Origin of the sequence: Chryseobacterium sp. Y16C (genome assembly GCF_022488405.1) — a bacterium.
Lineage (GTDB): Bacteria > Bacteroidota > Bacteroidia > Flavobacteriales > Weeksellaceae > Chryseobacterium > Chryseobacterium geocarposphaerae.
This window is the reverse complement of record NZ_CP092711.1, coordinates 1,406,305-1,432,775: the sequence shown is the minus strand read 5'-3', so window position 1 is coordinate 1,432,775 and position 26,471 is coordinate 1,406,305. Positions and strand designations below refer to the sequence as shown.

The window sequence follows — 26,471 nt, the reverse complement described above, 5'->3', positions numbered from 1 at the left end:
AGGATGGAAACAGTAAAAATTAAGAAAACAGCATTTAATGCAACGCATCATCTGCTTGGAGCAAAAATGGTCGATTTTGCAGGCTATGAAATGCCTGTTCAATACAGGGGTATAAACCATGAACATGAAATTGTAAGAAATAATGTGGGAGTATTTGATGTCTCTCATATGGGGGAAATTCTGATACAGGGAAAAGAAGCCTTGTCATTAATCCAGAAAATTACTTCCAATGATGCAGCAAAACTTTTTCCGGGAAAAGTACAGTACAGTTGTATGCCTAATGATACCGGAGGAATAATTGATGATCTTTTAGTATATATGATCAGTAAGAATGACTACTTATTGGTCGTTAATGCATCAAATATAAAAAAAGACCTGAACTGGATTCATGGACAGAATTCCTTTGATGCACAAGTTAGCAATATTTCAGATTCTATTTCATTATTGGCGGTTCAGGGACCAAAAGCAGAGAAGGTTTTACAAAAATTGACAGATATCAGTTTAAAAGACATGGAATATTATACCTTTACCATCGGTGAACTGGCTCGTGTTCCTAATGCTTTAGTATCTTCCACAGGATATACAGGGTCAGGAGGATTTGAAATATACATGGAAAATAAATATGCTGCCCATGTATGGGGAGCTCTTTTTGAAGCTGGAAAAGAAGAAGGAATAGAACCTATAGGTTTAGGAGCCAGAGATACATTACGTTTGGAAATGGGCTACTGTTTGTATGGGAATGATATTGATGATTATACTTCTCCTTTAGAAGCTGGACTAGGCTGGATTACTAAATTTAATAAAGACTTTGTTCATAGTGGATTTTTAAAAATCCAAAAAGAAAAAGGAGTATCCAAAAAGTTGGTAGGGTTTGAAATGGCTGATAAAGGAATTCCTCGTCATGGCTACGAAATTTGGAATGAGAGCCATGAGATCATAGGAACAGTTACTTCCGGAACAATGTCACCAACCCTTAAGAAAGCAATTGGGATGGGATACATCTCCGTTGAAAATTCAGCTGCAGGAAATGAAATTTTTATTAATATTAGAAATAAACCGACTAAAGCAATAATAGTGGCTCTTCCTTTTATTAATGTAAAATAGCTTAATCCGATTGTATCAATTTTTTTAATTGTTGGATTTTGTTTTATTTACCCGTGATTGGTAAAAATAAATTCTTAACCTGTGAAGAGTATAACGAAATGATAGGATGATTTTTGAATACCTTAAATTAAATATGGATATTGATGATAATACTTTTAATGAGATCTATCCAGAACATATAAAAGCTTTGTCACAACGTCATTGGACTCCTGTTGATGTTGCTAAGATGGCTGCTAAATACTTAGTTGATGATACCGATAGAAAAGTTTTGGATATAGGATCCGGAGCAGGTAAATTTTGTCTCGTAGGGGCAGCTTCTACAGATGGGATATTCTACGGAGTTGAACAAAGGGCATCCCTAACTAAAATATCAAAAAAAATAGCCGATAAACATAATATATCTAATGTTGATTTTATTAATTTAAACATAAAAGAAATCTCCTTTTTAGAGTACGAAGCATTCTATTTTTTTAATTCTTTTTATGAAAATATAGATACGTCATGCTCAATTGATGATACAATTATTCATGATAGAGATTTATACTACGATTATTCAGCATATGTGAGAGAACAGCTTGATGCAACACCCATAGGAACTCGGTTGGTTACCTATTGGAGTAAGTGGGATGAAATTCCCAATAGCTTTAATTTAATCGATACCGCCTGTGATAAATTATTGAATTTTTGGGAAAAAGTAATGTAAAAATGAAATACTCCTGAACAATATTTAGTGTATCAAAGAAAAATAAAATGGCAATATTGAGAAATCTTATTTGCCGGCAGAATACATAGGTCTGAATATTATGTATTTTTTTTAGTATTACTGTAATCTTTTGCAGTAATACTTTTTCCAGTTTGTATAGTTACGGTATTATATTCCTTCGTATAAGTGCTAGAAGCTATATTTAAATATATCAGTTGGAAGGCAAAAAAACTATTATCCTGACAGTAGATGAAGTACTTTTCGTTCCGACACGAAAAAATCATTTCGCAAAAAATATTGGCAAGGTTAGAGCTTCCGAACTTGCTACCTATATTGTAAAAAAAGATAAACCATTACTTGTATGCAAAAGGTAATAGTATCTGGTCAATGGTGTGTAAATGAGCAATGTTACAGTGAAATAATCTATTTAATGTCCATTAATTGGCTGGATGTAAACTAAAACATCTTGCATTGTTGAGTAAACACGAAATACTATCGCATTTTTGATATTTTATTATCTATTTTTACAGCAGAGTTTTTGACTAAAGATATCTACATAATAATCTTTTAAATCATTAAATGATAAAAGAATTTTCATATAAGAAATTTGGTAAGCTGGAATTCAGCAAAACCTCGGCTCAGAACGATTCCCTGAATAAAATACACGAGCATATTAAAGTCCTGTTTATCCCAAAAAATGCAATCATCCAGGTCGACTTTCAGGAGATAGCCATGAAAACCGATGCCTTATTGTTTATTAATCCACATGTGATTTTAAAGCCCTGTGAAACTATAGGTGGACAGCTGATGCATTTTAACAAAGATTTTTATTGTGTAGAAATTCACGATCATGAAGTTGCCTGCGATGGTATTTTATACAATAATGTATTTGAGATTCCTTTTATCAGTTTAAACGAAGAGCAGTCTGTTGAGATCCAAAAGATCATAAGCGATATTCAGTCCGAACTGGGGAACGAAGATTCTAGTACTGAAGAGATGCTGAGAACATTGTTAAAACTGATTATATTAAAATCGACAAGGATCTGGAAGCAACAGCACCAATTATCTGACAGCGTGCAACAGGCTGACGTACAGTTTTTGCGGAAATTCAGCAAATTGGTTGAACAGCATTTTAAAACGCATCACACTGTGGCCGACTATGCTGACATGCTCTGTATTACACCAAAGAACCTCAGCAAAAAAATAAGCATGGTCAGTAAAGAAACGCCAAATGATATTATAAAAAACCGGATAATTCTGGAAAGCAAGCGCCTTTTAGCACATACCACCATGAATGTGAAAGAAGTTGCCTACAGCCTGAATTATGAGGACGATGCGTACTTTGTCCGTTTTTTCACAAAACATACCGGAATATCACCAACGAACTTTAGAAAACAGTTTAAATAGAGCGTTATCAAATAATGCAAAAAGCACAACCTGTTGGGTTGTGCTTTTTGCATTATTATACCCTTTCGAACTGTAGATAATGCTATCTAACACCAAATAACCTTCGTCGGGGGAAAAAGTGCAATTCAAAGCGAAAACCATCCATTGATAGGCCCCTGAATTTACCCCAACTTTGCAATGTCAAAATAAAACAACATTAAATAATAAAGACATGAACAAGTTTACAGTAAAAGACGGAACAGAAATTTATTTCAAAGATTTAGGTGAAGGACAGCCGATATTTTTTCACCATGGATGGCCATTATCATCCGATGACTGGGATGCTCAGATGATGTTTTTCCTTGAAAAAGGATTTAGAGTAATCTCCCATGATAGAAGAGGTCACGGAAGATCCACTCAAACCTATAAGGGAAATGACATGGATACTTATGCAGCTGATGTTGCAGAACTGGTAGAGTTCCTGGATCTAAGGGATGTTATCCATGTAGGGCATTCAACAGGTGGTGGCGAGGCGATCAGGTATGCCGCCCAAAACGGAAAAGACCGGGTATCCAAAGTGGTTTTGATCAGCGCAATTACACCTTATATGATTGCTGATACCAATAATCCGGAAGGGGTGCCACTTGCAGTTTTTGACGATATTCGCCATAATACACGTCATAACAGACAACAGTTCTACCAGGATCTTACAGTTCCGTTCTATGGTTACAATAGGGAAGATGCGGTTATTAAAAAAGGAATACAGGACAACTGGTGGAGACAGGGAATGATGGGTGGTATCAAGGCGCAGTATGATTGTATCAAAGTATTTTCGGAGACCGATTTTACTGAAGATCTAAAAAGTGTAGAAATACCTGTGTTGGTATTGCATGGTGACGATGATCAAATTGTGCCTTATGCAACCACAGCTGTTAAAGCCGCTGAGCTTTTGAAAAACAGCAAGCTGATCATATATCCGGGCTTTTCCCACGGAATGCCCACTATTAATGCCGATGTCATCAACGAGGATATCCTATCATTTATAAAAGGATAGAAATCAAGAGAGGCAAAAAGTACAATTCAAAGCGAAAGCCGTCCATTGGAAGGCCTGAGGAATAAGAGCAACTTTGTAGTGTCAAAATAACAACAATAATAAATATTTAAAGAAACATGAAAAATTTAATTTTAGCAGTCGTATTATTTACAACATTAATTTCAAATACAGTTTTATCACAAACGAAGAGAACGCCTGCATCTTATGGCAGAGAAGAATATATTGAAGTAGAGAAAAATGTGAAACTACATGTGACCGACCTTGGTGAGGGAGAACCTATTGTCTTGATCCACGGATGGCCCTTGAGTGATGCCATGTACGAATATCAGTATGCCGATTTTATTCAAAAAGGATATCGTGTGATTGGTATCACCTTAAGAGGATTCGGGTTATCTGATAAGCCGGGAGGCAAATATAATTATGATGTATTTGCAGATGATATCAAGGTTGTTTTGGACAAATTGAATATTAAAAATGCGACTATCGGCGGATTTTCCATGGGTGGCGCTACAGTGATTCACTATGTGGCCAAATACAATGCTGCCCACGTTTCCAAGATGGCATTATTTGGAGCGGCAGCACCGATCTGGACAAAACGTGCAGACTTTAATTATGGCCTGTGGACTAAAGAAGATGTTAATGGTTTGATCAATCTGAACAACACTAACCGTCCAGAATTATTTGCTACATTCGGTAAGATATTTCCAGCCAATGAGACCAGCGTTTCTCAAGGTCATGGCGCTTGGTTGGGAGGCATTCAGGCTCAGGCATCACCTTATGCAATGGCTGAAGGATTAAAAACTCTGAGAGATAGCGATTTGCGTAATGATTTGAAGAAAATAACAATTCCTACTTTAATCTTACACGGTAAGTTAGATAAAATCTGTTCTTATGATCTTGCGGAACAAATGAATATTTTGCTTAAAAACTCAACTTTAGTTCCTTTTGAAAAAAGCGGTCATGCCTTGTTCATCGAAGAGTTGGATAAATTTAATACCGAATTATTAAACTTCATCAAAAAATAGGATAATTATAGTATGAGGTTAGTCTAAAAAGCTAACCTCTTTTTTAATATTAAATGAATTAAAATGCACAGATTTATATTACTTTTCTTAGCCCTGACATTGTTGTCATGCAGTACAAATAAACAGATTGTAGCAGTAAAACATACGGATTTACCAAAAGCCATAGGTCCCTACAGCCATTCAACCAGCTATGAAAATTTAGTGTTTGTATCGGGCCAGATAGGAATAGATCCAAAAACAAACCGCTTAAAAGAAGGTTTTGAAGAACAAATAGTACAGATTTTTGAAAACTTAAAAACTATTCTCAAGGACAATCATTCCGATTTTGATCATATTGTCAAAACCACCATATTCATTACTGATATGAAACAGTTTGAAACAGTAAATAAGATATATAATCATTATTTCAAAAACCGCTTTCCGGCACGCAGTACAGTTGAGATAAAGTCATTACCAAGAAATGCAAGCATCGAAATAGAATGCATTGCCACTCAGAAAAACTAATTGTTTTGATAGATTTATGAGATTTATATTAAGATTATGTTTATAGTTATAAAATAACTAGTGAACCCCCGACAATAAGATGTTAATGGAAAAAAATAATATCGTCATATCAGAAGATAATTACTTGTTTAAAGGTGGGTTTTGATAAAAGCTTCTTCCGATCCAGACTTTGGGTCAGAAAGAATAATAATTGCTGTCTTTTTCATTGTATAAAAATTTAATTTACACTGCAAAGATGTGGGAATAAAGTACGCTAAAGAATGGATCATTTCTACTTTGTAATGGAGATTTTTTTTAGTTGGTCCTTTAATATTCATAGAAAAGCGAACTTTAGTTAAAAAGTTCGCTCAAAGTAAAATTCAAATTTATTATGATCCGGGTTTTACAAAAGTTTGCCAGCCTCGCATCGTTTCAATAAAACGTTCACTCAGTCCGCCTTCACGAAGAAAATCGGCTGTTACAGGCAACTGTGGACTGTCATACAACGGATTCGCTTTTACCTGAAGCGGAAAATCCCTCTGAAGGATTCCAGCTCTGGCAATCAGCACAAAATCACAACCTTCATCCAGTAATTCTCCGGCCCGCTGTGCGCTCATAATTTTTCCGGCTGCACCCAGGCGAACGCCTTTTCTTGGAAGCTCTGTAAAAACACTCAACATCGTTTTGCCTTTAAAACTTCCTTCCCTTACAAGCTGAGCCGAATCCCAAAGTGCCAAATCCAGATAATCAATCAATTCTTTATCAAAAATTTCGGTGGTAATTTCACGTAATTCTTCCAAACGAAGTCCGTATCGTTCAATCGACAAGCGCCATCCAATCTGAAAATCATTTCCACAAGCTTTGCGAATTCCTTCAATCACTTCAATGGTGAATCGTGCCCGGTTTTCTATACTTCCTCCATATTTATCGGTTCGGTCATTCAGGTTTGGTGAGAGAAATTCAGACAAAATCCAACCAAAAGCACCGTGAACAGAAACGCCATCAAAACCAGATAATTGCGCCCTTTTTGCCGCTTCAATAAAACTGTCACGAATTTTTTCCACGTCTTCGGTTGAGATTGCTTTAATATCTTTCAATGTTTTGCTTGATGCAGGAGCCGGAATTCCTCCAAACTCTGGTTTGGCTCGGTGTCCAGCGTGATGAAGCTGTACAGCCGATAAAGCTCCCCCTCCACGAATAGCTGTTGCCATTTTCGTTAATCCAGGTAAATGTTTATCACTGTGAATTCCCAACTGCCGTTCAAATGCAATGGCTCCGGCTTCTACTGTAGATGCGCTGGTTTGGATTAATCCGTAGCCGCCCTTGGCCAATTGTTCCATCCATATTTGGTCGTATTTGGAGGCTGTACCATCAAAATGACTTTGCTGACTGGTCAGGGGAGCCAACATAAAACGGTTTCTCATCGGCGAACCGTGCAGAAAAGTGAGGGGTTTAAATAAATCAGAAACAGACATTTTGTATAAATTTTATGGTTTTATTTATCAATTTTATCTGTTACAAAGTTGGATCTTTACAAGGTCTTTAAAAATGGATTATTTTTACGTTGTAATGGATGTTTCTATAAGATTGGTTTATTAACACACTAGTTATACTTTAAATTAAATTCTTTAAATTAAATTCTTTTAATAATAATATCTACAGATCGAATCTAAAGGATGCAAATTTTACTAAATTATCTAATGAAAATAGTTGTGTTTATAAAGAGTATGTAAACTATTTTATATTTTTGTCAGCAGATATTTTGGAAGCCTGTTTCATTTGTACTGGATTTTCCTGTTTGGCAATGTAACTTTCTTCTATCTAAATAAAAGACATTAACATCTTTATATCTTATTAAATGAATATTATGAAAAACAAATTCACAAGACTTACAGAACAACAGTTGGCCAGCAAATGCAATTTCATTGAAAACTATTTGGCATCTCAAAATGCCGCAAGTGGAGCAATATTTGACTCGAACGCGAATGTTTCCACCAAAAATATTGCAACCATGGAAGCAGAATTGAACAAAGATATCAACATCCAGATCAATCGCAATCTTATTGGTAATAAGATAGAAGAACTCTTTGGAGCAAGCCTTGCCAAAGAATATATAAGACAGTTGGAAGAACATGAAATCTATGTTCATGATGAAACAAGTCTAAAACCATACTGTGTAAGTGTATCCATGTATCCGTTGCTTTTGGACGGATTGACAAAGCTTGGTGGCGAGTCTAAAGCCCCCAAACATTTGGGCAGTTTCTGTGGCTCCTTTGTGAATTTTCTTTTTTCAGTATCTTCACAATTCGCAGGTGCTGTGGCGACCGTGGAATTTCTGCTGTATTTCGATCACTTTGCAAGAAAAGATTTTGGTGAAAATTATATTCAAACACATGCCGAAATGATTGAAAATGAGCTTCAACACGTTGTATACGCTATCAATCAGCCGGCTGCAGCCCGCGGTTACCAGTCCGTTTTCTGGAATATTTCCTTGTACGACAGACCTTACTTCGATTCAATGTTCGGAACATTCTTTTTTCCTGATGGAAGCAAGCCTGATTATTTCTTTTTGGACAGACTTCAGCAATTTTTCATGCAATGGTTCAATAAAGAACGTTGCAAAGCAGTACTCACATTCCCTGTAATTACGGCAGCAATGCTCACTAGGGACAAAAAAGTCTATGATGAGGCCTTTGCAGATTTCTGTTCAAAAGAGTTGAGCGAAGGAAATTCATTCTTCATTTATCAGTCCGAAAACGCTGATTCTCTGGCAAGTTGTTGCAGACTGAGAAACGAAATATCAGACAATACATTCAGCTATTCTTTGGGGGCAGGAGGAGTATCTACAGGAAGCATCAATGTAATCACCATCAATATGAATCGTCTTTATCAGAAAGAAATTCCGTTAGAGACAATGATTGATAATATTCATAAATATCAAGTGGCTTTCAGAAGTCTTATTCAGGATTATAAGAATGCGGGAATGCTTCCGGTATACGATGCGGGTTTCATTTCTCTTGACAAACAGTTCCTTACCATTGGGATCAACGGAATGGTGGAAGCTGCAGAATTTCTGGGCATTGAAATTTCAGATAATGAGCGCTACAAAAACTTCATCAATGAAAATCTTAAACTGATTTTTACGAAAAATAAAGAAGCCAAAGAAAAATATGGATATATGTTCAATACAGAATTTGTTCCTGCCGAAAACCTGGGTGTAAAAAATGCCAAATGGGATAAAGAAGACTGGCTGTACGTTCCGAGAGACTGCTACAATTCTTACTTCTATATTGTTGAAGATGAAAGCCAAAACCTAATCGATAAATTCTTCCTTCACGGAAACGAGTATATACAGTATCTTGACGGAGGCTCTGCTTATCATTGCAATCTTGAAGAATATCCTACCCAGGAAGGTTTTAAAAAACTATTGAATGTGGCTGCGTATACAGGATGTAATTATTTCTGCTTCAATATAAAAGTGACGGTTTGCAATAGTTGCGGTTATATCAACAAAAAAACGATGGATCACTGTACAGAATGTCAGTCTGATGATATTGATTACGCTACACGTGTGATCGGTTATCTGAAAAAAGTCACCAACTTCTCTAAAGATCGCCAGAAAGAAGAAAAAAGAAGATATTACGGGAATGCTGAAGTATGATAGCTATGATATTGTTCTGCAGGAAATTCCTGATGAGGTTTCACTATGTCTTACCATTACAGGCTGTCAATTAGCGTGTGAAGGTTGCCATTCAGAACATCTGTGGAATCCTGAAAACGGAACAGAGCTTACTCATGATATTTTTCGGAATTTAATCACGAAATATAAAAAAACGATTACCTGTGTTCTTTTTATGGGAGGGGAATGGGCAGATTCTGAACTCATTGCTCTGATTTCCATGACAAAAAGAGAAAAGCTAAAAGTCGGTCTTTATACCGGATTGAACGAAAAACAAATGAAAAGGAAACATCCGATTTTACTGGAAAATCTGGATTACTTAAAAACAGGGAAGTGGATCGCAGACTTGGGAGGACTTAACAGCATAAGCACCAATCAGGTATTAAAAGATCTCACCACGGGAAGGATTTTGAATGGCTATTTCCTTAACAATAAATAAATCGAAAAAGTACTGTTTTACAGTACTTTTTTATGGATCTAGATTGGATTTTAGATCTATGATGTAAATCATGTTTGTATTAAATATTTGATTTTCAGTTGAATACGGTGTGTATTCTTCAAAAATTATTTTGAATGAATTAAAATAAGATATTTTTATCTTATTTTAATATCTGATTACTGTATCTTTGTTACAGAGATTAATTCTGCATGCAACTAAGTGAATGACCATTAAAAACTTATACAGATGTTCAGCATTTTCACAAAGATCAATAAAAAAGCATTTATTAATGCCATCATTGCCACATTAGTGGTCATTGCCGTTACGGTAATAGGATCGGTAAATCTACAGAATTTTGATGCCGCTTTGATCATTTATTTCTTCGGAACGATCAGCATGACTTTCGGAGTTGTCTATCATCATTCGGTATGGAAACAGCGTCCGGCAACACAGAAATACTGGAAGCGTACCTGGGAATTTATTTTCAGTAAAGATTACCCGGTTTATGTAAAAGAAGTGATCCGTTTATCTGTTCGTAACATCATTTTTCAGAAATTCATCGCTCCAAGAGGTAAAACGCGTTGGTTAGGACATTTCCTTTTAGCTACAGGATGTCTCATCTCATTTATGGTCACATTCGGACTTACATTTGGATGGCTGCACTTCACCTTAAAACCAGGAACCATAGATCAGTATGAAACCCATATGATGGGCTTTATTGTGATGACATTTCCTCTCGATACTGCCATAGCCGTTTTCTTTTTCCATATTCTGGTTTGGACCTCGATCATGGTTATCGTGGGTTGTCTCATTATGATGCACAGAAGATTCGTAGATGAAGGTCTTATCGCTACCCAATGGTTTGAAAGAGACTGGCTTCCTTTGATCTTATTGGTAGCTGTTTCTGTGACAGGATTGGGAATTTGGTTTGATTATACCTATCTCGAAGGAAAAATGAGTCAGTTTATGGCTATTACCCATGCCATTACGGTAGCTATGTTCCTTATGTGGATCCCTTTTGGAAAGTTCTTTCACATCTTTCAGCGACCAGCACAAGTGGGAGCAAATATCTATAAAATTGAAGGAAAACGAAGGGGAATGCAGGTTTGTCCGCATACAGGCGACGAATACACCACAAAAATGCATATTGATGACCTGAAGGAAATCACAAAAAAAATGGGCTTTGATTTAGTACGCGAAGATGGCAAAAGCTATTTGGATTACAGCCCCGAAGGAAAAAGAGCAATGCTAGCCAAAGCGCACCTTAAAGCAAGACAAGAATCAGGAAAATATTTTGGTTAAAATAGAATAAAATGGCAAAATTACCCGTATCAGCTGACGAGATCATCAATATATTTGGCCCACATCAACACTATCCTAACAAAGGAACTGTACGATCAAATCCACAAAATCCCGATGCATTGATAAAAACGCATTGTTGTTTTTGCGGTTTGCAGTGTGGAATTCAACTAAAAGTAAAAGACAAAAAAGTTGTTGGCTTTGAACCCTGGAATGATTTTCCGTTCAATGAAGGAAGACTTTGTCCGAAAGGAGTTCAGCGATATATGCAGGACAATCACCCCGATCGTTTGCTTTCACCTTACAAAAGAGTGGATGGAAAAGGTTTTGTTCCGATCGAATGGGATGAAGCGTATGACGTAGTGGTGAAAGAGATTAGAAGAATCCAGGAACAATACGGAAAAAATTCTTTTGCTATGCTTTCCGGGGTATCCCTTACCAACGAGAAAAGCTATATGATAGGGAAATTTGCCCGTGTCGCTCTGAAAACTGCCAACCTTGACTATAATGGCCGCCTTTGTATGGTGAGTGCCGGAGCAGGAAATAAAAAAGCTTTTGGGATGGATAGATCTTCCAACAGTTGGGCTGATCTGGCTCATGCAGAAGTAATCATCATTACTGGAGCCAATGTAAGCGAATGTTTTCCTGTTTTAACACATAAAATCTGGGAAGCCCGCGATAACGGAGCAAAATTAATAGTGATAGATCCGCGTCAGATCCCGATTGCAAGAACTGCAGATATCCATTTGCCAATTAAACCGGGAACAGATTCAGCACTTACCAATACTATGCTGAAAGTTTTAATTGATAACAATTGGCTCGACCATGATTTTATCAATAATCACACTTCAGGATTTGAAGAAGCTGCCGAAGCCGTGAAAGACTGTACTCTGGAATGGGGAGAAGAAGTAACCGGTGTTCCTGCAGAACTGATCTACAAAGCTGCAGAAATGTGGGGAAAAGCTAAAACCAGTTTTTTGATGCATGCCCGTGGGATAGAACATCACTCTAAAGGTGTTCAGAATGTTTCCAGCTGTATCAATCTGGTGTTGGCAACCGGAAGGATCGGGAAACCGTATTGCGGTTACGGAACGATTACAGGACAGGGAAATGGGCAGGGCGGAAGAGAGCATGGTCATAAATGTGATCAGCTTCCCGGAAACAGAGACATTGAAAATCCAGAACACAGAAGATTTGTTGCTGATATTTGGGGCATCAAAGAAGAAGATATGCCGGGAAAAGGCCTGAGTGCTTATGAGATCATTGAAGCCATCAATCGTGGAGAGATCAAAGGTTTATTATCGATATGTTTCAATCCATTGGTTTCCTTACCGAATAACAATAACGTTCGTGCAGCACTGGAAAAACTGGAATTCTATGCAGGAATCGATTTCTTTTTATCAGAAACCTTACGTCACGCCAATATAATTCTTGCAGGCTCCTTGCAGGAAGAAGAAGAAGGAACCACTACATCGGCAGAAGGAAGAGTGATTAGAATTAGAGCTGTGGTAGCTCCTCCGGGAAAAGCTAAGCGTGACAGCGAAATCATTATGGAACTGGCACGAAGATTAGGTGAAGGCGATAAATTCAGCTATAAAAACAGCGAAGAAACCTTCAATGAACTTAGAAGAGCTTCCAAAGGCAGTGCGGCAGACTATTACGGAATCACGTATGGAAGAATAGAAAGAAATCTGGGGATTTTCTGGCCTTGCCCTAGTGAAGAACATCCCGGAACTCCAAGACTTTGGGAAGATAGACAATTCAATACAAATGATAAAAAAGCACATTTTAATCCGACTCCATACAAAAAACCAATGGAGGAGCCGGATGAAGAATATCCGATTGTATTGACAACAGGAAGAGTAGTAAGTCAGTATTTAAGTGGTTCACAGACAAGAAGAATTGGAAAGCTGGTAGATATTTATCCAGAACCATTACTTGAGATCCATCCTAAATTGGCTGCACAATATGGCATTCAGGAAAATGACCTGATCAAAGTGTCTACCCGAAGAGGAAGTGCCTTGTTCCCTGCAAATGTGGTGGAAACAATCAGGGAAGATACTGTTTTCATCCCCTATCACTGGGGCGGTGTGAATTCTGTCAATCAGTTGACCATTGATGCTTTAGATCCTGTTTCAAAGATACCGGAATTTAAAGTTTGTGCCTGCAAATTGGAGAAAACAGGGCGTAAAAAAGGAGAAAATTCAAAAGAATTGGCTAACCAAAGTAGAGATATTCAATATTAAATTTTAAAAAGATTATGGCGGAACAGTTTGAAAAATTTAATGATATGGAATTCTTCGTTGATATGCAGCGCTGCATCGGCTGTCACTCGTGTGAGATGGCTTGTGCAGAATGTGAGACTAACGGAGAAACCTCGATGATTCATATTCATTATGTAGACAGGGCAGAAACTGTTCAGACCACCGTGCAGGTGTGTATGCATTGTGAAGATCCCATTTGTGCGAATGTATGTCCCGCAGATGCTATTACAAAAGATGAATATGGTATTGTGCATACCGCAGATACATCAAAATGTATCGGATGTGCGAATTGTGTTATTGGTTGTCCGTTCGGAGTTCCGCAGATTCCGGATCAAAGTGCGATGCTAATGATGAAGTGCAATATGTGCTACGACAGGACCAGTACGGGTCTTAAACCTATGTGTGCAACAGTTTGTCCCAGTGGGGCCTTAACCTTTGATACCAGAGAGAATGTAGCGAAGAAAAGACCGAACAGCACACCTGTGAACCGCTTTATTTTCGGGAAAGAAGTCGTAAATACAAAAGTAAATATAATGATGCCGAAAGGCAGCGAAGAATTAAAAGTTTTTTAATCATACTAACATGTCAGAAAATCATAAAAAAATCCCCACCTGGAAAGCCGATTTTCCTATTAAAAAACGTGAGGCAGCATATGTTTCCAGAAAAGAATTCATCAAACTGATCACTTTTTTCTCAGGCACTTTGGCATTTGCCAATGTAGCCGTTCCATTGTTTAATTTTTTCAGAAAAGAGAAAGAAATAAAACCCTATTTTATAGGATTAACGACCGATCTACAGGTGGGAGGAATGAGAACGTTCTATATCAATGAAGATCATCGTAATCCCTATATGCTTATCCGTCTCGCAGAAGATACATGGAAAGTTTTTGAACAAAAATGTACCCATTTGTCATGTTCTGTGCTATACAATCATAATGAACAGCTGATCGAATGCCCTTGTCACCACGGGTTTTTCAATCCGGATGACGGATCTGTTATTCAGGGACCGCCACCGAGACCGCTTCCGCAGTTAAAGGTCGTGATCAAAGAGGATAAAATATATGTGACGGATTTTGAAAAAGAAACCGAAGAAAGCCACGGATAAGTTCAACACAAAAAATTACCGAGATGTCAGTACGAAAGAAACCTATTAAAAAAGTAACATTCAGAATCAATGAAATGCTTGTTGCCATTATCAGCGTCTATATTCTGCTGGTAAGTCTGCAAATGTGGCTTTTGTTTGGAACGATCAACAAGGCTTTGGATAAAGAAAACCTGGACTTTGCAGCCTATTCGGCAATTGGATCAGTGATTATATTTCTGTGTACACTTTTCTTTTTGAGATATGTACCGGATATTCCTACAGGACAGATTAAAAAATCAGAAGAGGAGAATGACAATGCCTATTGATTTGCTTGATTCTTTTGGCAGAAAACACGATTACTTGAGGCTTTCCATTACGGACAACTGTAATTTCAGATGTCTATACTGTATGCCCGATGAACCGTTCAAAAGTACATCATCCGTAGAACTGATGAGCAGCCGCGAAATTTTCGAAATTGCAAGGGTTTTTGTTCATCATTATGGGATTAACAAGATCAGAATCACAGGGGGAGAACCTTTGGTAAGACATGATTTTGAAAATATCATCCGACAGATTTCCAAGTTAAATGTCAATACAGGAGTTACAACCAATGGGGTTTTGCTTCATAAGTATTTTGATGCGCTGGAAGAATGTAACGTTAAAAATCTCAATATCAGTATTGATTCTCTGGATCGCGAAAAGTTTAAATACATTACCAAAAGAGACCTGTTTCAACCCGTTTGGGACAATATCAAAGAAAGCATCAGAAGAGGGTTTAATGTAAAACTGAATATGGTGGTAATGCGGGGTTTCAATGATGATGAGATCCCGGAATTCATTGCCTTATCCCATCATTATCCGATAGAGTTGAGGTTTATAGAATTTATGCCATTCACCGGAAATTCTTGGGAAAAAGCAAAAGTGATTCCGGTCGCGGAAATGCTTGATTTGGTTTCACAGCACTTTACGTTTGAAAAAATAACGGATCAGAAAAATGATACATCCAGAAAATATCGGATTAGTGAAGAAAGCAAAGGAGTTTTCGGACTGATCTCTACCATGAGCAATGCTTTCTGTGCTGACTGTAACCGAATCAGGATCACTTCAGATGGGAAAATGAAAAACTGTCTTTTCGGAGCGGATGAATTTGATTTGCTGAAGGCTTTCAGAAACGAAGAAGACCTTCTGGAACTGATTCAATTAGGCATCACCAGAAAGCATAAAGAGAAAGGTGGACAGTTTTCTGAAATGGGAAGTGTAAAAAATCAATCAATTGTTAATCGGAGTATGATAAAAATCGGCGGGTAGTTTTATATTTGGAAAAAAATAAAAACAAAAATTAATAATAACTAAAAAACTGTAATCATTTTAAACACTAATAAATCAAACCGTGAGAAAATTTTTAAAATTCATTTGGGTGGTAGCGATGACCTACCCAATGTTGCAATGCAGTAAATCTGAAGCAGCAAAACCTGAAGTGCAAAGTATGGCTCATATTTCAGAAAACATTTCGGAAAAAGAAAATCATAAGCACGATGATGATGACTGGATCTATGTAAACAAAGAGATAACCGTAATGGGAGATGTCGTTAAGCCCTTGACACTCACTGTAGATTCTTTGAAAAAAATGAATGTAAAGAAAATTAAAGATTTTGATATTGTCTGTCAGTCGGGGATATCCAAAAGTCATATAGAATCTACTAAAGGTGTTCTGCTTACAGAAATTGTGGAAAAGGCAAAAATTGCACAGAAGGATCACACAGACAGGAATTTCTACATTGTTGCAAGAGCTTCAGATGATTACAAAGCTACCTTTTCATGGGCAGAATTGTTCAATAACCCTACTGGAGATAAAGTGTATGTAGTATTTGAACAGAACGGAAACCCCCTGAAAGAAAAAGGCGAAATGATCCTCGTGAGTCTGTCTGATACCAAAACGGGTCCTCGTCACGTAAAATGGCTGAAAAACATAGAAGTAACAAGAGTGCAATAGCAAGGCATAATCAGAATGAATCAATACATAAGTGTTTCTGAAGCCAGAGAAATCATAGAGAACCATATTTTCCCGACAGAGAATATGATATTGCCTCTGTTGGAAGCTTTGGGTTTTTATACGGCAGAACCTATCATGGCGACCTTAGATGTGCCGTCTTTCGATAATTCTGCGATGGATGGGTATGGATTTCGTTTTGATGATTTGAAAGATTCTACCAAATTAAAAGTTACCAATACAATTCCTGCAGGAATTTCAACAAATGACCCTATTTTAGGTAAAGGAGAAGCTGTACGGGTCTTTACTGGGGCAAAGGTTCCGGAAAGTATAGATACTGTGGTGATGCAGGAAAAAGTAGTCCGCAACGGAGATTATATCCAATGTAATACAGATGAAATTAAAAAAGGGGACCATATCCGTCTCAAAGCTTCACAAACCGAGAAAGGAACTGTGATTGTGGAAAAGAACACATTTATCAATCATTCAGTGATCGGATTTCTGGCAGGATTTGGAATAGAAAAAGTTAAGGTTTATAAACGGTTAAAGATCGGTCTTGTTTTTACCGGCAATGAACTGGTGGAAGTTGGGAAAACTTTATCCGATGGAGAAATTTACAATTCCAATACATACACTTTACAGGCTGCTTTAGCGGAGATCAATCATCAATTTTCCTTCATAAAACATGCCGAAGACAGACAAGAAACAACTTTTTCTGCGATTAAAGAAGCCTTTGAAAATGCAGATATTGTACTGATTACAGGCGGAATTTCCGTGGGAGATTATGATTATGTAAAACCTGCTCTGGAAAAACTGGGTGTTACGGAATTGTTTTATAAAGTAAGACAAAAGCCAGGAAAACCTTTATTCTTCGGGAAATTTAACGAAAAATTTGTTTTTGCGTTACCGGGAAATCCAGCATCTGTATTTTCCTGTTACCATCAGTATGTAAAACCGTTTGTACTGGGATGTTTCGGAAGAAAGAACCTTAATGAAAGTCAGGATGTGGCGGTTTCAGAATCTTTCGTAATGAAAAAAAGCAGTGAGCAGACACAGTTTTTAAAAGCTTGGTATTCCCAGGGAAAAGTGCATATCCTCAATGGTCAGGAATCATACAAAATGAATTCTGTGGCACAGGCAAACTGTCTGGTTGAATTTCCTGAAAATATAACCAAAATAAATCCTGGTGAAAAAATAAAGATCTGGAGGATTTGAAAATGATCAGAAATGAAAGCAGTTGTTTTAGCGGGTGGTAAAAGTTCCCGAATGGGACAGGATAAAGCCCTCATGAAGATGAGTGGAAAAACGATGATACAACATGTTGTGGATAATTTGGCGAAAGTATTCGATGAGGTTTTTATTTCCGGAAACCGTTCAGGTGATCCTGTTCCAATGAATGTGATTAAGGATCGATATGAGCAAAAAGGTCCTATGGAAGGAATTCGGTCTGCTTTAGAGCACTGTCAGGAAGATATTTTCGTATGTAGCTGCGATATGCCTTTTGTTTCTACGGAATTGATGAAAGATATTCTTCAAAGAAGAGCAGAAAATAAGATCAGTATCGCGGAATGTGAAGGTAAAGTATATCCGGTTTTAGGCATTTATCCTTATGTGGTTCTTGATGTTTTAGCAAATTCAATTAAGAATGACCGCCTGAGAATGACCCGATTTCTGGAACAGCAAGATGCTCATTATATTCAGTATGATGAATCCTTTAGACCACAGTTTTTGAATATCAATACACCGGAAAGCTTTTGGGAGGCAGAACGTATGATAAATAAATTAGAATTACTTAAAATCAGGACAGATGAAACTTAAAATATTTGGCAAACTCACAGACATCTTTAAAGTAGAAGAATATGATCTTCCATTGCACAATACAGCCAGTGTTGCTGAACTCAGATCGCAATTGTTCGAAAAATTTCCTGAATTGGGGAAAACTACTTTTTTAGTCGTTGTGAATGGAGTGAAAGCAGAAAACCAGCACTTGATTTCAGGTGAAGCAGAAATTGCATTATTACCTCCCTACTCAGGAGGTTAAAAAAATACATTACCATGAATATAAACAGATATAGCAGACAGATTATACTTCCGAATTTTGGGGTTGAAGCACAGGAAAAGCTTGCCCGTTCATCAGTTTTAGTGGTTGGAGCAGGCGGATTGGGATGCCCTGTTCTCCAGATTTTGGTCTCTTCAGGAATCGGAGTGATAGGAATAGCAGATTCTGATAAAGTAGATCTGCACAATCTTCACCGTCAGCTTTTATATGACGAGCAAGATGTGGGAACTCCAAAAGTCGTTGCAGCCCTCGAACATTTGAATACCATGAATTCTGAAACCGAAATAGTCGCTTTTCAGGAGCTGGTCACCACACAAAATGTTCTTTCATTGATCCATAATTTTGATGTGATCGTAGATTGTACCGATAATTTTACGACAAGATACTTATTGAATGATGCCTGTTTTCTTTTGAAAAAACCTTTGGTGTATGCTTCTATCTTCAGATATGAAGGTCAAGTGGCGGTTTTCAATGTTGAAAAAGTAAATTCGGTGACACAATACCGGGATCTTTTTCCGATACCGCCAAATCCTAATGAAGTTCCGAACTGTAATGAAGCAGGAGTTTTGCCGTCCCATTCATCCGTTATTGGTACTTTTCAGGCTAATGAAGTCATCAAATTGCTGATCGGCTCAGATGAGGTTTTGGTACATGAGTTACTGATCTTTAATACCAAAAATTACCAGTCTCTGAAAATGACTTTTACTGAAAATAAAGAAAGATCAGGACCGAAAACCATAGAGGAATTCAAAAATTTCAATTATGATGTATTCTGTAATATCCATAAAGGTGATGACATCAGCTCGCATTCAGCTTTAGAAGAATTTCTGAATCAGAAAAACAGTGTTCTTATTGATGTAAGAGAAACTGAAGAACAACCGAGATTGAAAGCTTTAAACGCTCTGGAAATTCCATTGGCATCACTTGAACAACATTTACAATCATTAAAATCCTATCAAAACATCTGTTTCATTTGCGCCTCAGGAATCCGAAGCAAAAAAGCGGTGGAGATCACAAAAACTTATTTTCCGGAAAAAGAGATCAGGCATTTTCCGACCGGAGCAAAATCAGTTTATCATGAAAAAAATTAAGAATATATTTATAGAAGGTCCTATTGATCCTGCATTCGTTGCCGAAAGTATTGCTAAACACACGGTAAAAACAAGTATTGGTGCTCATAGCATATTCCTGGGTCAGGTTCGGGAAGACAAAATCAATGATAAGAAAGTTGAATCTATAGAATTCACAGCTTATCAGGAGATGGCAGTGGAAAAAGCCCATGAAATCCGTGAAGAGATCATAACCAAATACGGACTTACCTGCACTCACATCTATCATTCATTGGGAAACATCAAAGTGGGGGAGATCTGTCTTTTTGTGTTTACTTCAGCTCCACATCGTAAGGAAGCCATCAATGCATGTGACGAAATGGTGGACAGGATCAAAAAGGAAGTTCCGTTGTGGGGAAAAGAAATTTTGGAGGATAAATCTCACTCCTGGAAAGAAAATAAACAATAAAGTATGGTTAATATCACACATAAAACAAATACACTCAGGAAAGCTATTGCAGAAGCCGTTGTCAGCGTCAGTTCACAGGTGACGATCGATGCTATTGTGAATCAAAAAGTTCCGAAAGGAAATGTTTTTGAAATGTCCAAAACAGCAGGCTTATTCGCAGCCAAAAAAACGAGTGATGTTATTCCGGACTGTCATCCGCTTCCTATAGAATATACCTCTATTCAGTTTGAGATTATGGATTTGGATATTCATATCACTTCAGAAATTCATACGATCTATAAAACCGGGGTAGAAGTGGAGGCGATGCATTCCGCTTCAATCGTTGCCCTTACCATGTATGATATGCTGAAACCGATCGATAAAAACATTGAGATCAAAAACATCAGGCTGCTTGAGAAAAAAGGCGGAAAATCCGATATCAAAGATTCCGGTGAAGGGATCATAGCATCTGTAATTGTGTGTTCGGACAGTATTTTTGAAGGTAAAAAAGAAGATAAAGCAGGAAAAGCCATTATTTCATCCCTTGAGAAAAATAAGGTAAACATTAATGATTATGTGGTTATTCCTGATGAAATTGCTGAGATCCAGAGCAAGATCAGGCTGTATGCAGAAGACGGAATCTCGTTGGTAATGATTACAGGCGGAACCGGGCTTTCGAAACGAGATGTCACTCCCGAAGCTGTTCGTCCGTTGTTGGACAGAGAAATTCCCGGAGTTGCCGAAGCGATCAGAAATTATGGTCAGCAAAGAACTCCTTATTCGATGTTATCGAGAAGTCTTGCCGGGATGATCGGTGATACTCTGGTGATCGCACTTCCAGGCTCAACAAAAGGAGCCGAAGAGTCGATGGATTCTATATTCCCGGGGATTCTGCACATCTATAAAATACTGAACGGCGGAAAGCATTAAAGATTGCTGATAAAAATCAGTATAATAAAAGATAAAAAACTCTTTTAATTGAAGTTGAAATCTTACCTTTGTTCTATAAAAGATAAAAAGGTATTAATATTCTATTAAAACTAAAATGGATAAAAATCAATTAAAAGCAGGACATCCCGTTCACACTTATCTGGTGGAAGAGGAGCTGATCGATACATTACTGGAAGAATTGCTTCAAACAGATCCGAAGGAAGAATTTCAGAAATTTTATAACCTTTTCAACCACTTGTCAACCGTTGAGAGGAGATTTGAGCGAAAAGAAAATCAACTGTTTCCTTTTCTGGAGCAAAAAAGGTGGACCGGACCTTCCAGAAATATGTGGTCTTTCCATGATACGATCCGGGATATTTTCAGGATCATCAGAAAAAATATTGAAGAAAAAGATCTGGATTCCGCAAAACAAAACATAGAATATGCGGGTCAGAACTTAAGAAATCTGATGCAGGTGGAAAAAATGGTTCTCTTCCCGAATGCAATGGAGATCCTTACCGATGAAGAATGGATAAAAATGAGAGAAGGCGAAGATGAAATCGGCTGGATGCTGAGTCAGCCACCCGCAAAATATCCGGAAGAAGAGCAGTATGTACATCCTTCCGAAGATAAAACCATAAGAACCGATGTTAGTTTTGATGAAAATGCATCACACTTTGATGAAGGATATATGACAGTGGAACAGGTGAATCTTTTATTCAGAACATTGCCGCTGGATCTTACCTATGTGGATGAAAACGACAGAGTGATTTTCTATAACCGTGGAGACATTCGTGTTTTCCCGAGAAGTGCAGGAATTATCGGAAGAGAAGTGCGTTTTTGCCATCCTCCGAAAAGTGTGGATACCGTTCTGAAAATATTGGAAGCTTTCAGAAAAGGAGAGCAAAATGAAGCATCGTTCTGGTTCAATTATCGTGACAAGCTAATCTATGTACGATATTTTGCCGTAAGAGACGCACAGAAGAACTATCGAGGGGTTATCGAAATGTCTCAGGATATTTCGGGGATCAAAAAGATCGAGGGAGAAAGAAGACTTTTGGAATGGGAGTGATAATTATCATGAAAAATAAAATACCAAAAACTCTTTTATATAAATTCGAATATATATCTTTGTAATATAAAAATAACAAATGTTTTCTAAAACCTGTGAATACGCCATTCGTGCACTGATCTTCATCGCGCAGAAGTCCAAGGACGGAAGCAGAGTAGGGATCAAAGATATTTCATCAGGAATAGATTCCCCGGAGTATTTCATTGCCAAAATACTACAGGAACTCAGCAGAAAAGGTTTTGTACAATCTGCAAAAGGACCCAACGGTGGTTTTTATATGGATGAAAATAACCTCGAGCAATCTATAGCAGATATTGTAAGAGAGATAGACGGAGACAAACTTTTTTCAGGTTGTGGTTTAGGACTCAGAGAATGCTCGGAAGATCATCCTTGTCCTATCCATAATGATTTCAAACATATCCGTAAAGAAATAAGAGATATGCTGGAAAACTCCAAGATCAGAATGTTTGTCAAGAACTTAGATTTGAAACTGACTTTTTTAAAAAAATAAAATATTTATCAGAATCAATTAAAATCAAGTTTTAAGCAGTGACAAATAAAACACTAAAAGGTATTTATATCTTGTTAAATTGAATAAAATTATTTTAAGCCAAAAAACGTAAACCAATCAAAATGAAAAAATCCATCTTCATCACTGCCGTTTTGTCTGCGTTCATCAGTATGAATTCATGCAAACAAAATCCATCCGCTGCCACAGATAAAACAGCGGATGCCGAAAAAATAGCTACAGACGGTTCATCAGAAGAACAAAAACTGGTTGCTCCGCCTTATGTACCTGCTCCTGTAGGAGAGAGAGCTGCCAAAAAAGTCATTGTAAGACTGGAAATTATTGAAAAAGTCGGTGAATTGGCAGATGGAACGCAATATAACTTCTGGACATTCAACGGAACAGTTCCCGGTAGTTTTATCCGCGCAAGAGTAGGAGATGAGATCGAGCTTCACCTTAAAAACAATGAAAACAGCAATTTTCCTCATAACATAGACCTTCATGCCGTGAACGGTCCCGGAGGAGGAGCAGAAGCCACATTTGTAGCACCAGGAACAGAGAAAGTATTCAATTTTAAAGCCTTGAATCCCGGACTGTATGTCTATCATTGTGCAACAGCACCTGTAGGAATGCATATCGCCAACGGAATGTACGGTTTGATCCTTATCGAACCGGAAGGAGGTTTACCGAAAGTAGACAAGGAGTTTTACATCATGCAAGGAGATTTCTACACCAAAGGAAAATTCGGGGATAAAGGATTACAGGAATTTGATATGGACAAAGCCATTGCAGAACATCCTGAATATGTAGTGTTCAACGGACATACAGGTGCTTTGCTAGGTAAAGGGGAACTTCAGGCTAAAGTTGGAGAAACAGTTCGTTTTTATGTAGGAAACGGAGGACCCAACCTTACCTCTTCTTTCCACGTTATCGGTGAGATCTTTGACAAAGTATACATAGAAGGAGGAAGCAAGATCAATGAAGATGTACAAACTACTTTGATTCCACCGGGAGGAGCTACAATCGTAGAATTTAAAGCAACCGTTCCGGGAGAATATGTGATCGTAGACCATGCCATTTTCAGAGCATTCAATAAAGGAGCTTTGGGAAAAATAAAAGTGACGGGTCCTGAAAATCCGGCCATTTATAAGAAAAATTAAATTAAAGTAAATATATAGTTGAAAGGGTGTTATTACTTAGGTCTCATTGGGGATTATAAAAAGGGAAATCATGAAAGGTGTATTAGTAATATTTTTTATAATTGTTATCAGTCAGGTTTCCTGTTCCGGTCACCGCGATGTTTCTGATACGAAGCCCCACGTTCAACACCATCCGAACAAAGTCTCCAGCTCAAAAAAAATGGTAAAAATAGATGGGGGAACGTATAAAGCCTTTATTGGTAAAGATTCAGGGAGAATCGTAAAAGTTAAAACATTTTATCTTGACGAAAGTCCTGTTACCAATGGAGAATATCTCGAATTCCTGAAGAAAAATCCCCAATGGGCCAAAAGTAAGATCCTAAGACTATATGCAGATACAACCTATCTGAAAAACTGGAAGAGCGATTTTGAAATTCCTGAAAACTTAGGTCCGGAAACGCCTGTCACCAATGTTTCCTGGTATGCCGCAAAAGCGTATGCCGAAAGTGTAGGGAAAAGACTTCCGACAATAGATGAATGGGAATATACAGCACTTGCGGACAGAGATTCCAAAGATGCTTCCCAAAAGCCGGAGTTTACAGAATTTATATTGAAATCCTATCAGAAAAAAGAAAAAAGCAAACAGCCTGTAAAGCATTCACAACCTAATTATTACGGTGTTTATGATATGTACGGAATGGTGTGGGAATGGACCTATGATTTCAATTCGGTGATGATGAGCGGGGAATCCAGAAAAGATAATACCACCAACGAATCTATGTTCTGTGCAGGCGCGGCAGTTACATCAGCGGATCTCAGAAATTATGCGGCATTTGTCCGGTATGCACTCAGAGGAAGCTTGAAAGCCGATTACTGTCTCAACAACCTTGGATTTAGATGTGCGAAAGATTAATTAAAGTTTAAATAAAATGAAAAGTCTATTATATTTTTTGTTGGCACTGGTTTTATTCTCCTGCAGCAAAAAAAACGAACCTTTGAAACCTGATTCCATATACAATCTGGCTTCTGAATGGGAAAAACAGGACGGAAGTAAAATAACCTTCTCCGACTTCCAGGGAAAAGTAATTGTTACCACCATGATCTTTACCTCATGCAAAACGGCTTGCCCCAGACTGGCTGATGAAATGAGAAACATTTCTAAAATGGTAGGAAAAGTAGACAGTGATGACATCCAATATGTTTTGATCTCTATCGATCCTGAAACAGACACGCCGGAAGTTATGAAAGCCTATATGGAAATCAATAAATTTAAGGATGATGAATGGACTTTCATCCGAAGTACAGAAGCAGAAACAAGGGAATTGGCTAATATCATGGCTGTGAAGTATAAAGAAATTTCACCGATAGAATTTTCTCACTCCAATATCATCAGTGTCTATTCTAAAGAAGGAATACTCGCTTTCCAGAAAGAGGGCTTAGGAAATGATAATGAAGCCCTTGTAAAAGAAATCAAAAAACAATTAGAATTATAATCCGAAAAGTATTTAACAATGAAAAAATTATTATTAGCAGCATTACTGTTATCACTTAGCATCACCGCTTGTTCAGACAAAAAAGAAACAGTAGCAACAGATACAACAAACGCTACAGAATCCAATATAATGCTTGATGAACCTAAACCGGCAGACTCTTCAGAGATTACATCCACAGCTGCAGCAAGCGGTCCTGAAGCTGAAATTGCAGAAGGAAAATCATTGGTGGAAGGTACAGACTGCCTTGGTTGTCATAAGCTAGACTCAAAGTTAGTAGGTCCTGCTTATCAGGAAGTGGCTGCTAAATATACAGAAGCAGATATTGATCGGCTTGCACAGAAAATCATTGACGGAGGTAAAGGCGTTTGGGGAGATATTCCTATGACACCACATGCCGGAATGAGTAAAGAAAATGCACAGAAAATGGTAAAATATATTCTTTCATTAAAAAAATCATAAGAATATAAATCCTTAAAAAAAACAAAAAAATTTTAAAACAATAAAAGATAAAAAAGTATTAAATTATGAATATAAAGACAGATTTTATAGGCGAAATAGTGGCGGAAGATTTTAGAACTGCTGCAATATTCAAAAAGTACGGAATCGATTTCTGCTGCAAAGGAGGCAGAACCATCGAAGAAGCCTGCGAAAACAGAAAGATCGATACAGAACCCATCTACGAAGAAATAGAAAACCTTTCAAAAAGAGATGACAATTCTATTGATTTCAACAGTTGGCCATTAGATTTACTCGCAGATTATGTAGAGAAGACACATCACCGCTACGTGGAAGAGAAAACACCTGTTCTTCAGGCATTTTTAGACAAGCTTTGTAAGGTACATGGTGGAAGTCATCCCGAACTGTTTGAGATCAGAGAGCTGTTTGATGCTTCTGCACAGGATCTGGGAGCACACATGAAGAAAGAAGAACTTATGCTTTTCCCATTCATTAAAAACATGGTTAAAGCACAGATTGACGGAAGTGCAATTCCACAGCCGCCATTCGGAACAGTGGAAAATCCGGTGAACATGATGAAGCATGAACACACCGTAGAAGGGGAAAGACTGAGAAAGATTGCAGAACTTACTGATGAATACACTCCTCCGGCTGATGCCTGCAACACATATAGAGTAACTTTCTCAATGCTTCAGGATTTTGAAAATGATCTTCACAAGCACATTCATCTGGAAAATAACATCCTTTTCCCGAAAGCAATTAAACTGGAAAAAGAATTTCAGTAAAGTACAACATTAAAAATTGAGTA

At 37.5% G+C, this 26,471-nt stretch carries 29 protein-coding genes; 28 read left to right on the top strand and 1 reads right to left on the bottom strand.

Annotation, left to right across the window (positions count from 1 at the left end):
• Nucleotides 1-3 precede the first annotated feature (3 nt).
• The 6 genes from gcvT (at nt 4) to MKS83_RS06275 (ending at nt 5,776) form a co-directional block, all read left to right on the top strand.
• Nucleotides 4-1,104: a glycine cleavage system aminomethyltransferase GcvT gene (gene gcvT / locus MKS83_RS06300; protein WP_240582435.1), complete on the top strand. Its 1,101-nt coding sequence runs from the start codon at nt 4-6 to the stop codon at nt 1,102-1,104.
• Nucleotides 1,105-1,237: 133 nt separating this feature from the next.
• A complete protein-coding gene (locus MKS83_RS06295) occupies nt 1,238-1,807 on the top strand; it encodes a class I SAM-dependent methyltransferase (RefSeq protein WP_231128661.1) in 570 nt (189 codons plus the stop codon).
• 579 nt (nt 1,808-2,386) lie between these two features.
• The gene (locus MKS83_RS06290) at nt 2,387-3,214 is read left to right on the top strand and encodes a helix-turn-helix domain-containing protein (RefSeq protein ID WP_120231280.1); all 828 of its coding nucleotides are present in this window, start codon (nt 2,387-2,389) and stop codon (nt 3,212-3,214) included.
• Nucleotides 3,215-3,425: 211 nt separating this feature from the next.
• A complete protein-coding gene (locus MKS83_RS06285; protein WP_240582434.1) occupies nt 3,426-4,247 on the top strand; it encodes an alpha/beta fold hydrolase in 822 nt (273 codons plus the stop codon).
• 116 nt (nt 4,248-4,363) lie between these two features.
• Entirely contained in the window at nt 4,364-5,272 is a 909-nt protein-coding gene (locus tag MKS83_RS06280) for an alpha/beta fold hydrolase (RefSeq protein WP_120231279.1), read from the top strand.
• Nucleotides 5,273-5,335: 63 nt separating this feature from the next.
• Nucleotides 5,336-5,776: a Rid family detoxifying hydrolase gene (locus MKS83_RS06275; protein WP_120231278.1), complete on the top strand. Its 441-nt coding sequence runs from the start codon at nt 5,336-5,338 to the stop codon at nt 5,774-5,776.
• A 368-nt stretch (nt 5,777-6,144) separates the two neighbouring features.
• Here the strand turns inward: MKS83_RS06275 and MKS83_RS06270 are convergent, their stop codons facing one another.
• Nucleotides 6,145-7,230, bottom strand: a complete 1,086-nt coding sequence (locus tag MKS83_RS06270; RefSeq protein WP_240582433.1) for an NADH:flavin oxidoreductase — start codon at nt 7,228-7,230, stop codon at nt 6,145-6,147.
• A 392-nt stretch (nt 7,231-7,622) separates the two neighbouring features.
• On the opposite strand from MKS83_RS06270, the gene nrdD reads away from it, so the two are divergent.
• From nrdD to ric, 22 genes are all read left to right on the top strand, one after another.
• Nucleotides 7,623-9,416, top strand: coding sequence for an anaerobic ribonucleoside-triphosphate reductase (gene nrdD, locus MKS83_RS06265; protein WP_120232205.1), 1,794 nt, complete (start codon nt 7,623-7,625; stop codon nt 9,414-9,416).
• Complete coding sequence (nrdG, locus tag MKS83_RS06260; RefSeq protein WP_042721859.1) at nt 9,403-9,873, top strand: anaerobic ribonucleoside-triphosphate reductase activating protein; 471 nt, start codon at nt 9,403-9,405, stop codon at nt 9,871-9,873. The genes nrdD and nrdG overlap by 14 nt, the downstream gene beginning before the upstream one ends.
• Before the next feature lie 246 nt (nt 9,874-10,119).
• Nucleotides 10,120-11,175 (top strand): hypothetical protein, encoded by a 1,056-nt coding sequence (locus MKS83_RS06255; RefSeq protein WP_042721860.1) that lies wholly within the window; start codon nt 10,120-10,122, stop codon nt 11,173-11,175.
• 11 nt (nt 11,176-11,186) lie between these two features.
• Nucleotides 11,187-13,418: a molybdopterin oxidoreductase family protein gene (locus tag MKS83_RS06250; RefSeq protein WP_240582432.1), complete on the top strand. Its 2,232-nt coding sequence runs from the start codon at nt 11,187-11,189 to the stop codon at nt 13,416-13,418.
• A gap of 14 nt (nt 13,419-13,432) precedes the next feature.
• Nucleotides 13,433-14,008, top strand: a complete 576-nt coding sequence (locus tag MKS83_RS06245) for a 4Fe-4S dicluster domain-containing protein (protein WP_042721862.1) — start codon at nt 13,433-13,435, stop codon at nt 14,006-14,008.
• Nucleotides 14,009-14,018: 10 nt separating this feature from the next.
• Nucleotides 14,019-14,540, top strand: a complete 522-nt coding sequence (locus MKS83_RS06240; protein ID WP_240582431.1) for a ubiquinol-cytochrome c reductase iron-sulfur subunit — start codon at nt 14,019-14,021, stop codon at nt 14,538-14,540.
• 23 nt (nt 14,541-14,563) lie between these two features.
• Nucleotides 14,564-14,845, top strand: coding sequence for a DUF6755 family protein (locus MKS83_RS06235; RefSeq protein ID WP_042721864.1), 282 nt, complete (start codon nt 14,564-14,566; stop codon nt 14,843-14,845).
• Nucleotides 14,829-15,827, top strand: a complete 999-nt coding sequence (moaA, locus tag MKS83_RS06230; protein WP_240582430.1) for a GTP 3',8-cyclase MoaA — start codon at nt 14,829-14,831, stop codon at nt 15,825-15,827. Before MKS83_RS06235 ends, moaA begins: the two co-directional genes overlap by 17 nt.
• A gap of 82 nt (nt 15,828-15,909) precedes the next feature.
• Entirely contained in the window at nt 15,910-16,512 is a 603-nt protein-coding gene (locus MKS83_RS06225; RefSeq protein WP_240582429.1) for a molybdopterin-dependent oxidoreductase, read from the top strand.
• A 15-nt stretch (nt 16,513-16,527) separates the two neighbouring features.
• A complete protein-coding gene (gene glp / locus MKS83_RS06220) occupies nt 16,528-17,724 on the top strand; it encodes a gephyrin-like molybdotransferase Glp (RefSeq protein WP_240582428.1) in 1,197 nt (398 codons plus the stop codon).
• Nucleotides 17,725-17,736: 12 nt separating this feature from the next.
• Nucleotides 17,737-18,327: a molybdenum cofactor guanylyltransferase gene (locus MKS83_RS06215; RefSeq protein WP_120231272.1), complete on the top strand. Its 591-nt coding sequence runs from the start codon at nt 17,737-17,739 to the stop codon at nt 18,325-18,327.
• On the top strand, nt 18,317-18,550 hold the full coding sequence (locus MKS83_RS06210) for a MoaD/ThiS family protein (protein ID WP_042721872.1): 234 nt from the start codon (nt 18,317-18,319) through the stop codon (nt 18,548-18,550). The genes MKS83_RS06215 and MKS83_RS06210 overlap by 11 nt, the downstream gene beginning before the upstream one ends.
• A gap of 14 nt (nt 18,551-18,564) precedes the next feature.
• Nucleotides 18,565-19,659 (top strand): ThiF family adenylyltransferase, encoded by a 1,095-nt coding sequence (locus MKS83_RS06205; protein WP_123263083.1) that lies wholly within the window; start codon nt 18,565-18,567, stop codon nt 19,657-19,659.
• The gene (locus MKS83_RS06200; RefSeq protein ID WP_240582427.1) at nt 19,646-20,086 is read left to right on the top strand and encodes a molybdenum cofactor biosynthesis protein MoaE; all 441 of its coding nucleotides are present in this window, start codon (nt 19,646-19,648) and stop codon (nt 20,084-20,086) included. Before MKS83_RS06205 ends, MKS83_RS06200 begins: the two co-directional genes overlap by 14 nt.
• Before the next feature lie 3 nt (nt 20,087-20,089).
• Nucleotides 20,090-20,995, top strand: coding sequence for a bifunctional molybdenum cofactor biosynthesis protein MoaC/MoaB (moaCB, locus tag MKS83_RS06195; protein WP_042721875.1), 906 nt, complete (start codon nt 20,090-20,092; stop codon nt 20,993-20,995).
• 115 nt (nt 20,996-21,110) lie between these two features.
• The gene (locus MKS83_RS06190) at nt 21,111-22,067 is read left to right on the top strand and encodes a DUF438 domain-containing protein (protein WP_042721876.1); all 957 of its coding nucleotides are present in this window, start codon (nt 21,111-21,113) and stop codon (nt 22,065-22,067) included.
• Between the two features lie 79 nt (nt 22,068-22,146).
• Nucleotides 22,147-22,578 (top strand): RrF2 family transcriptional regulator, encoded by a 432-nt coding sequence (locus MKS83_RS06185; RefSeq protein WP_042721877.1) that lies wholly within the window; start codon nt 22,147-22,149, stop codon nt 22,576-22,578.
• A gap of 122 nt (nt 22,579-22,700) precedes the next feature.
• A complete protein-coding gene (gene nirK, locus MKS83_RS06180; RefSeq protein ID WP_042721878.1) occupies nt 22,701-23,735 on the top strand; it encodes a copper-containing nitrite reductase in 1,035 nt (344 codons plus the stop codon).
• Between the two features lie 70 nt (nt 23,736-23,805).
• Nucleotides 23,806-24,627 carry a formylglycine-generating enzyme family protein gene (locus MKS83_RS06175; protein ID WP_042721879.1) on the top strand — a complete coding sequence of 274 codons (822 nt, stop codon included), beginning with the start codon at nt 23,806-23,808 and terminating at the stop codon, nt 24,625-24,627.
• 16 nt (nt 24,628-24,643) lie between these two features.
• On the top strand, nt 24,644-25,207 hold the full coding sequence (locus tag MKS83_RS06170) for an SCO family protein (protein WP_042721880.1): 564 nt from the start codon (nt 24,644-24,646) through the stop codon (nt 25,205-25,207).
• 18 nt (nt 25,208-25,225) lie between these two features.
• Entirely contained in the window at nt 25,226-25,666 is a 441-nt protein-coding gene (locus tag MKS83_RS06165; RefSeq protein ID WP_042721881.1) for a c-type cytochrome, read from the top strand.
• 65 nt (nt 25,667-25,731) lie between these two features.
• Nucleotides 25,732-26,448: an iron-sulfur cluster repair di-iron protein gene (ric, locus tag MKS83_RS06160; RefSeq protein WP_042721882.1), complete on the top strand. Its 717-nt coding sequence runs from the start codon at nt 25,732-25,734 to the stop codon at nt 26,446-26,448.
• The last annotated feature ends 23 nt before the right edge of the window (nt 26,449-26,471 follow it).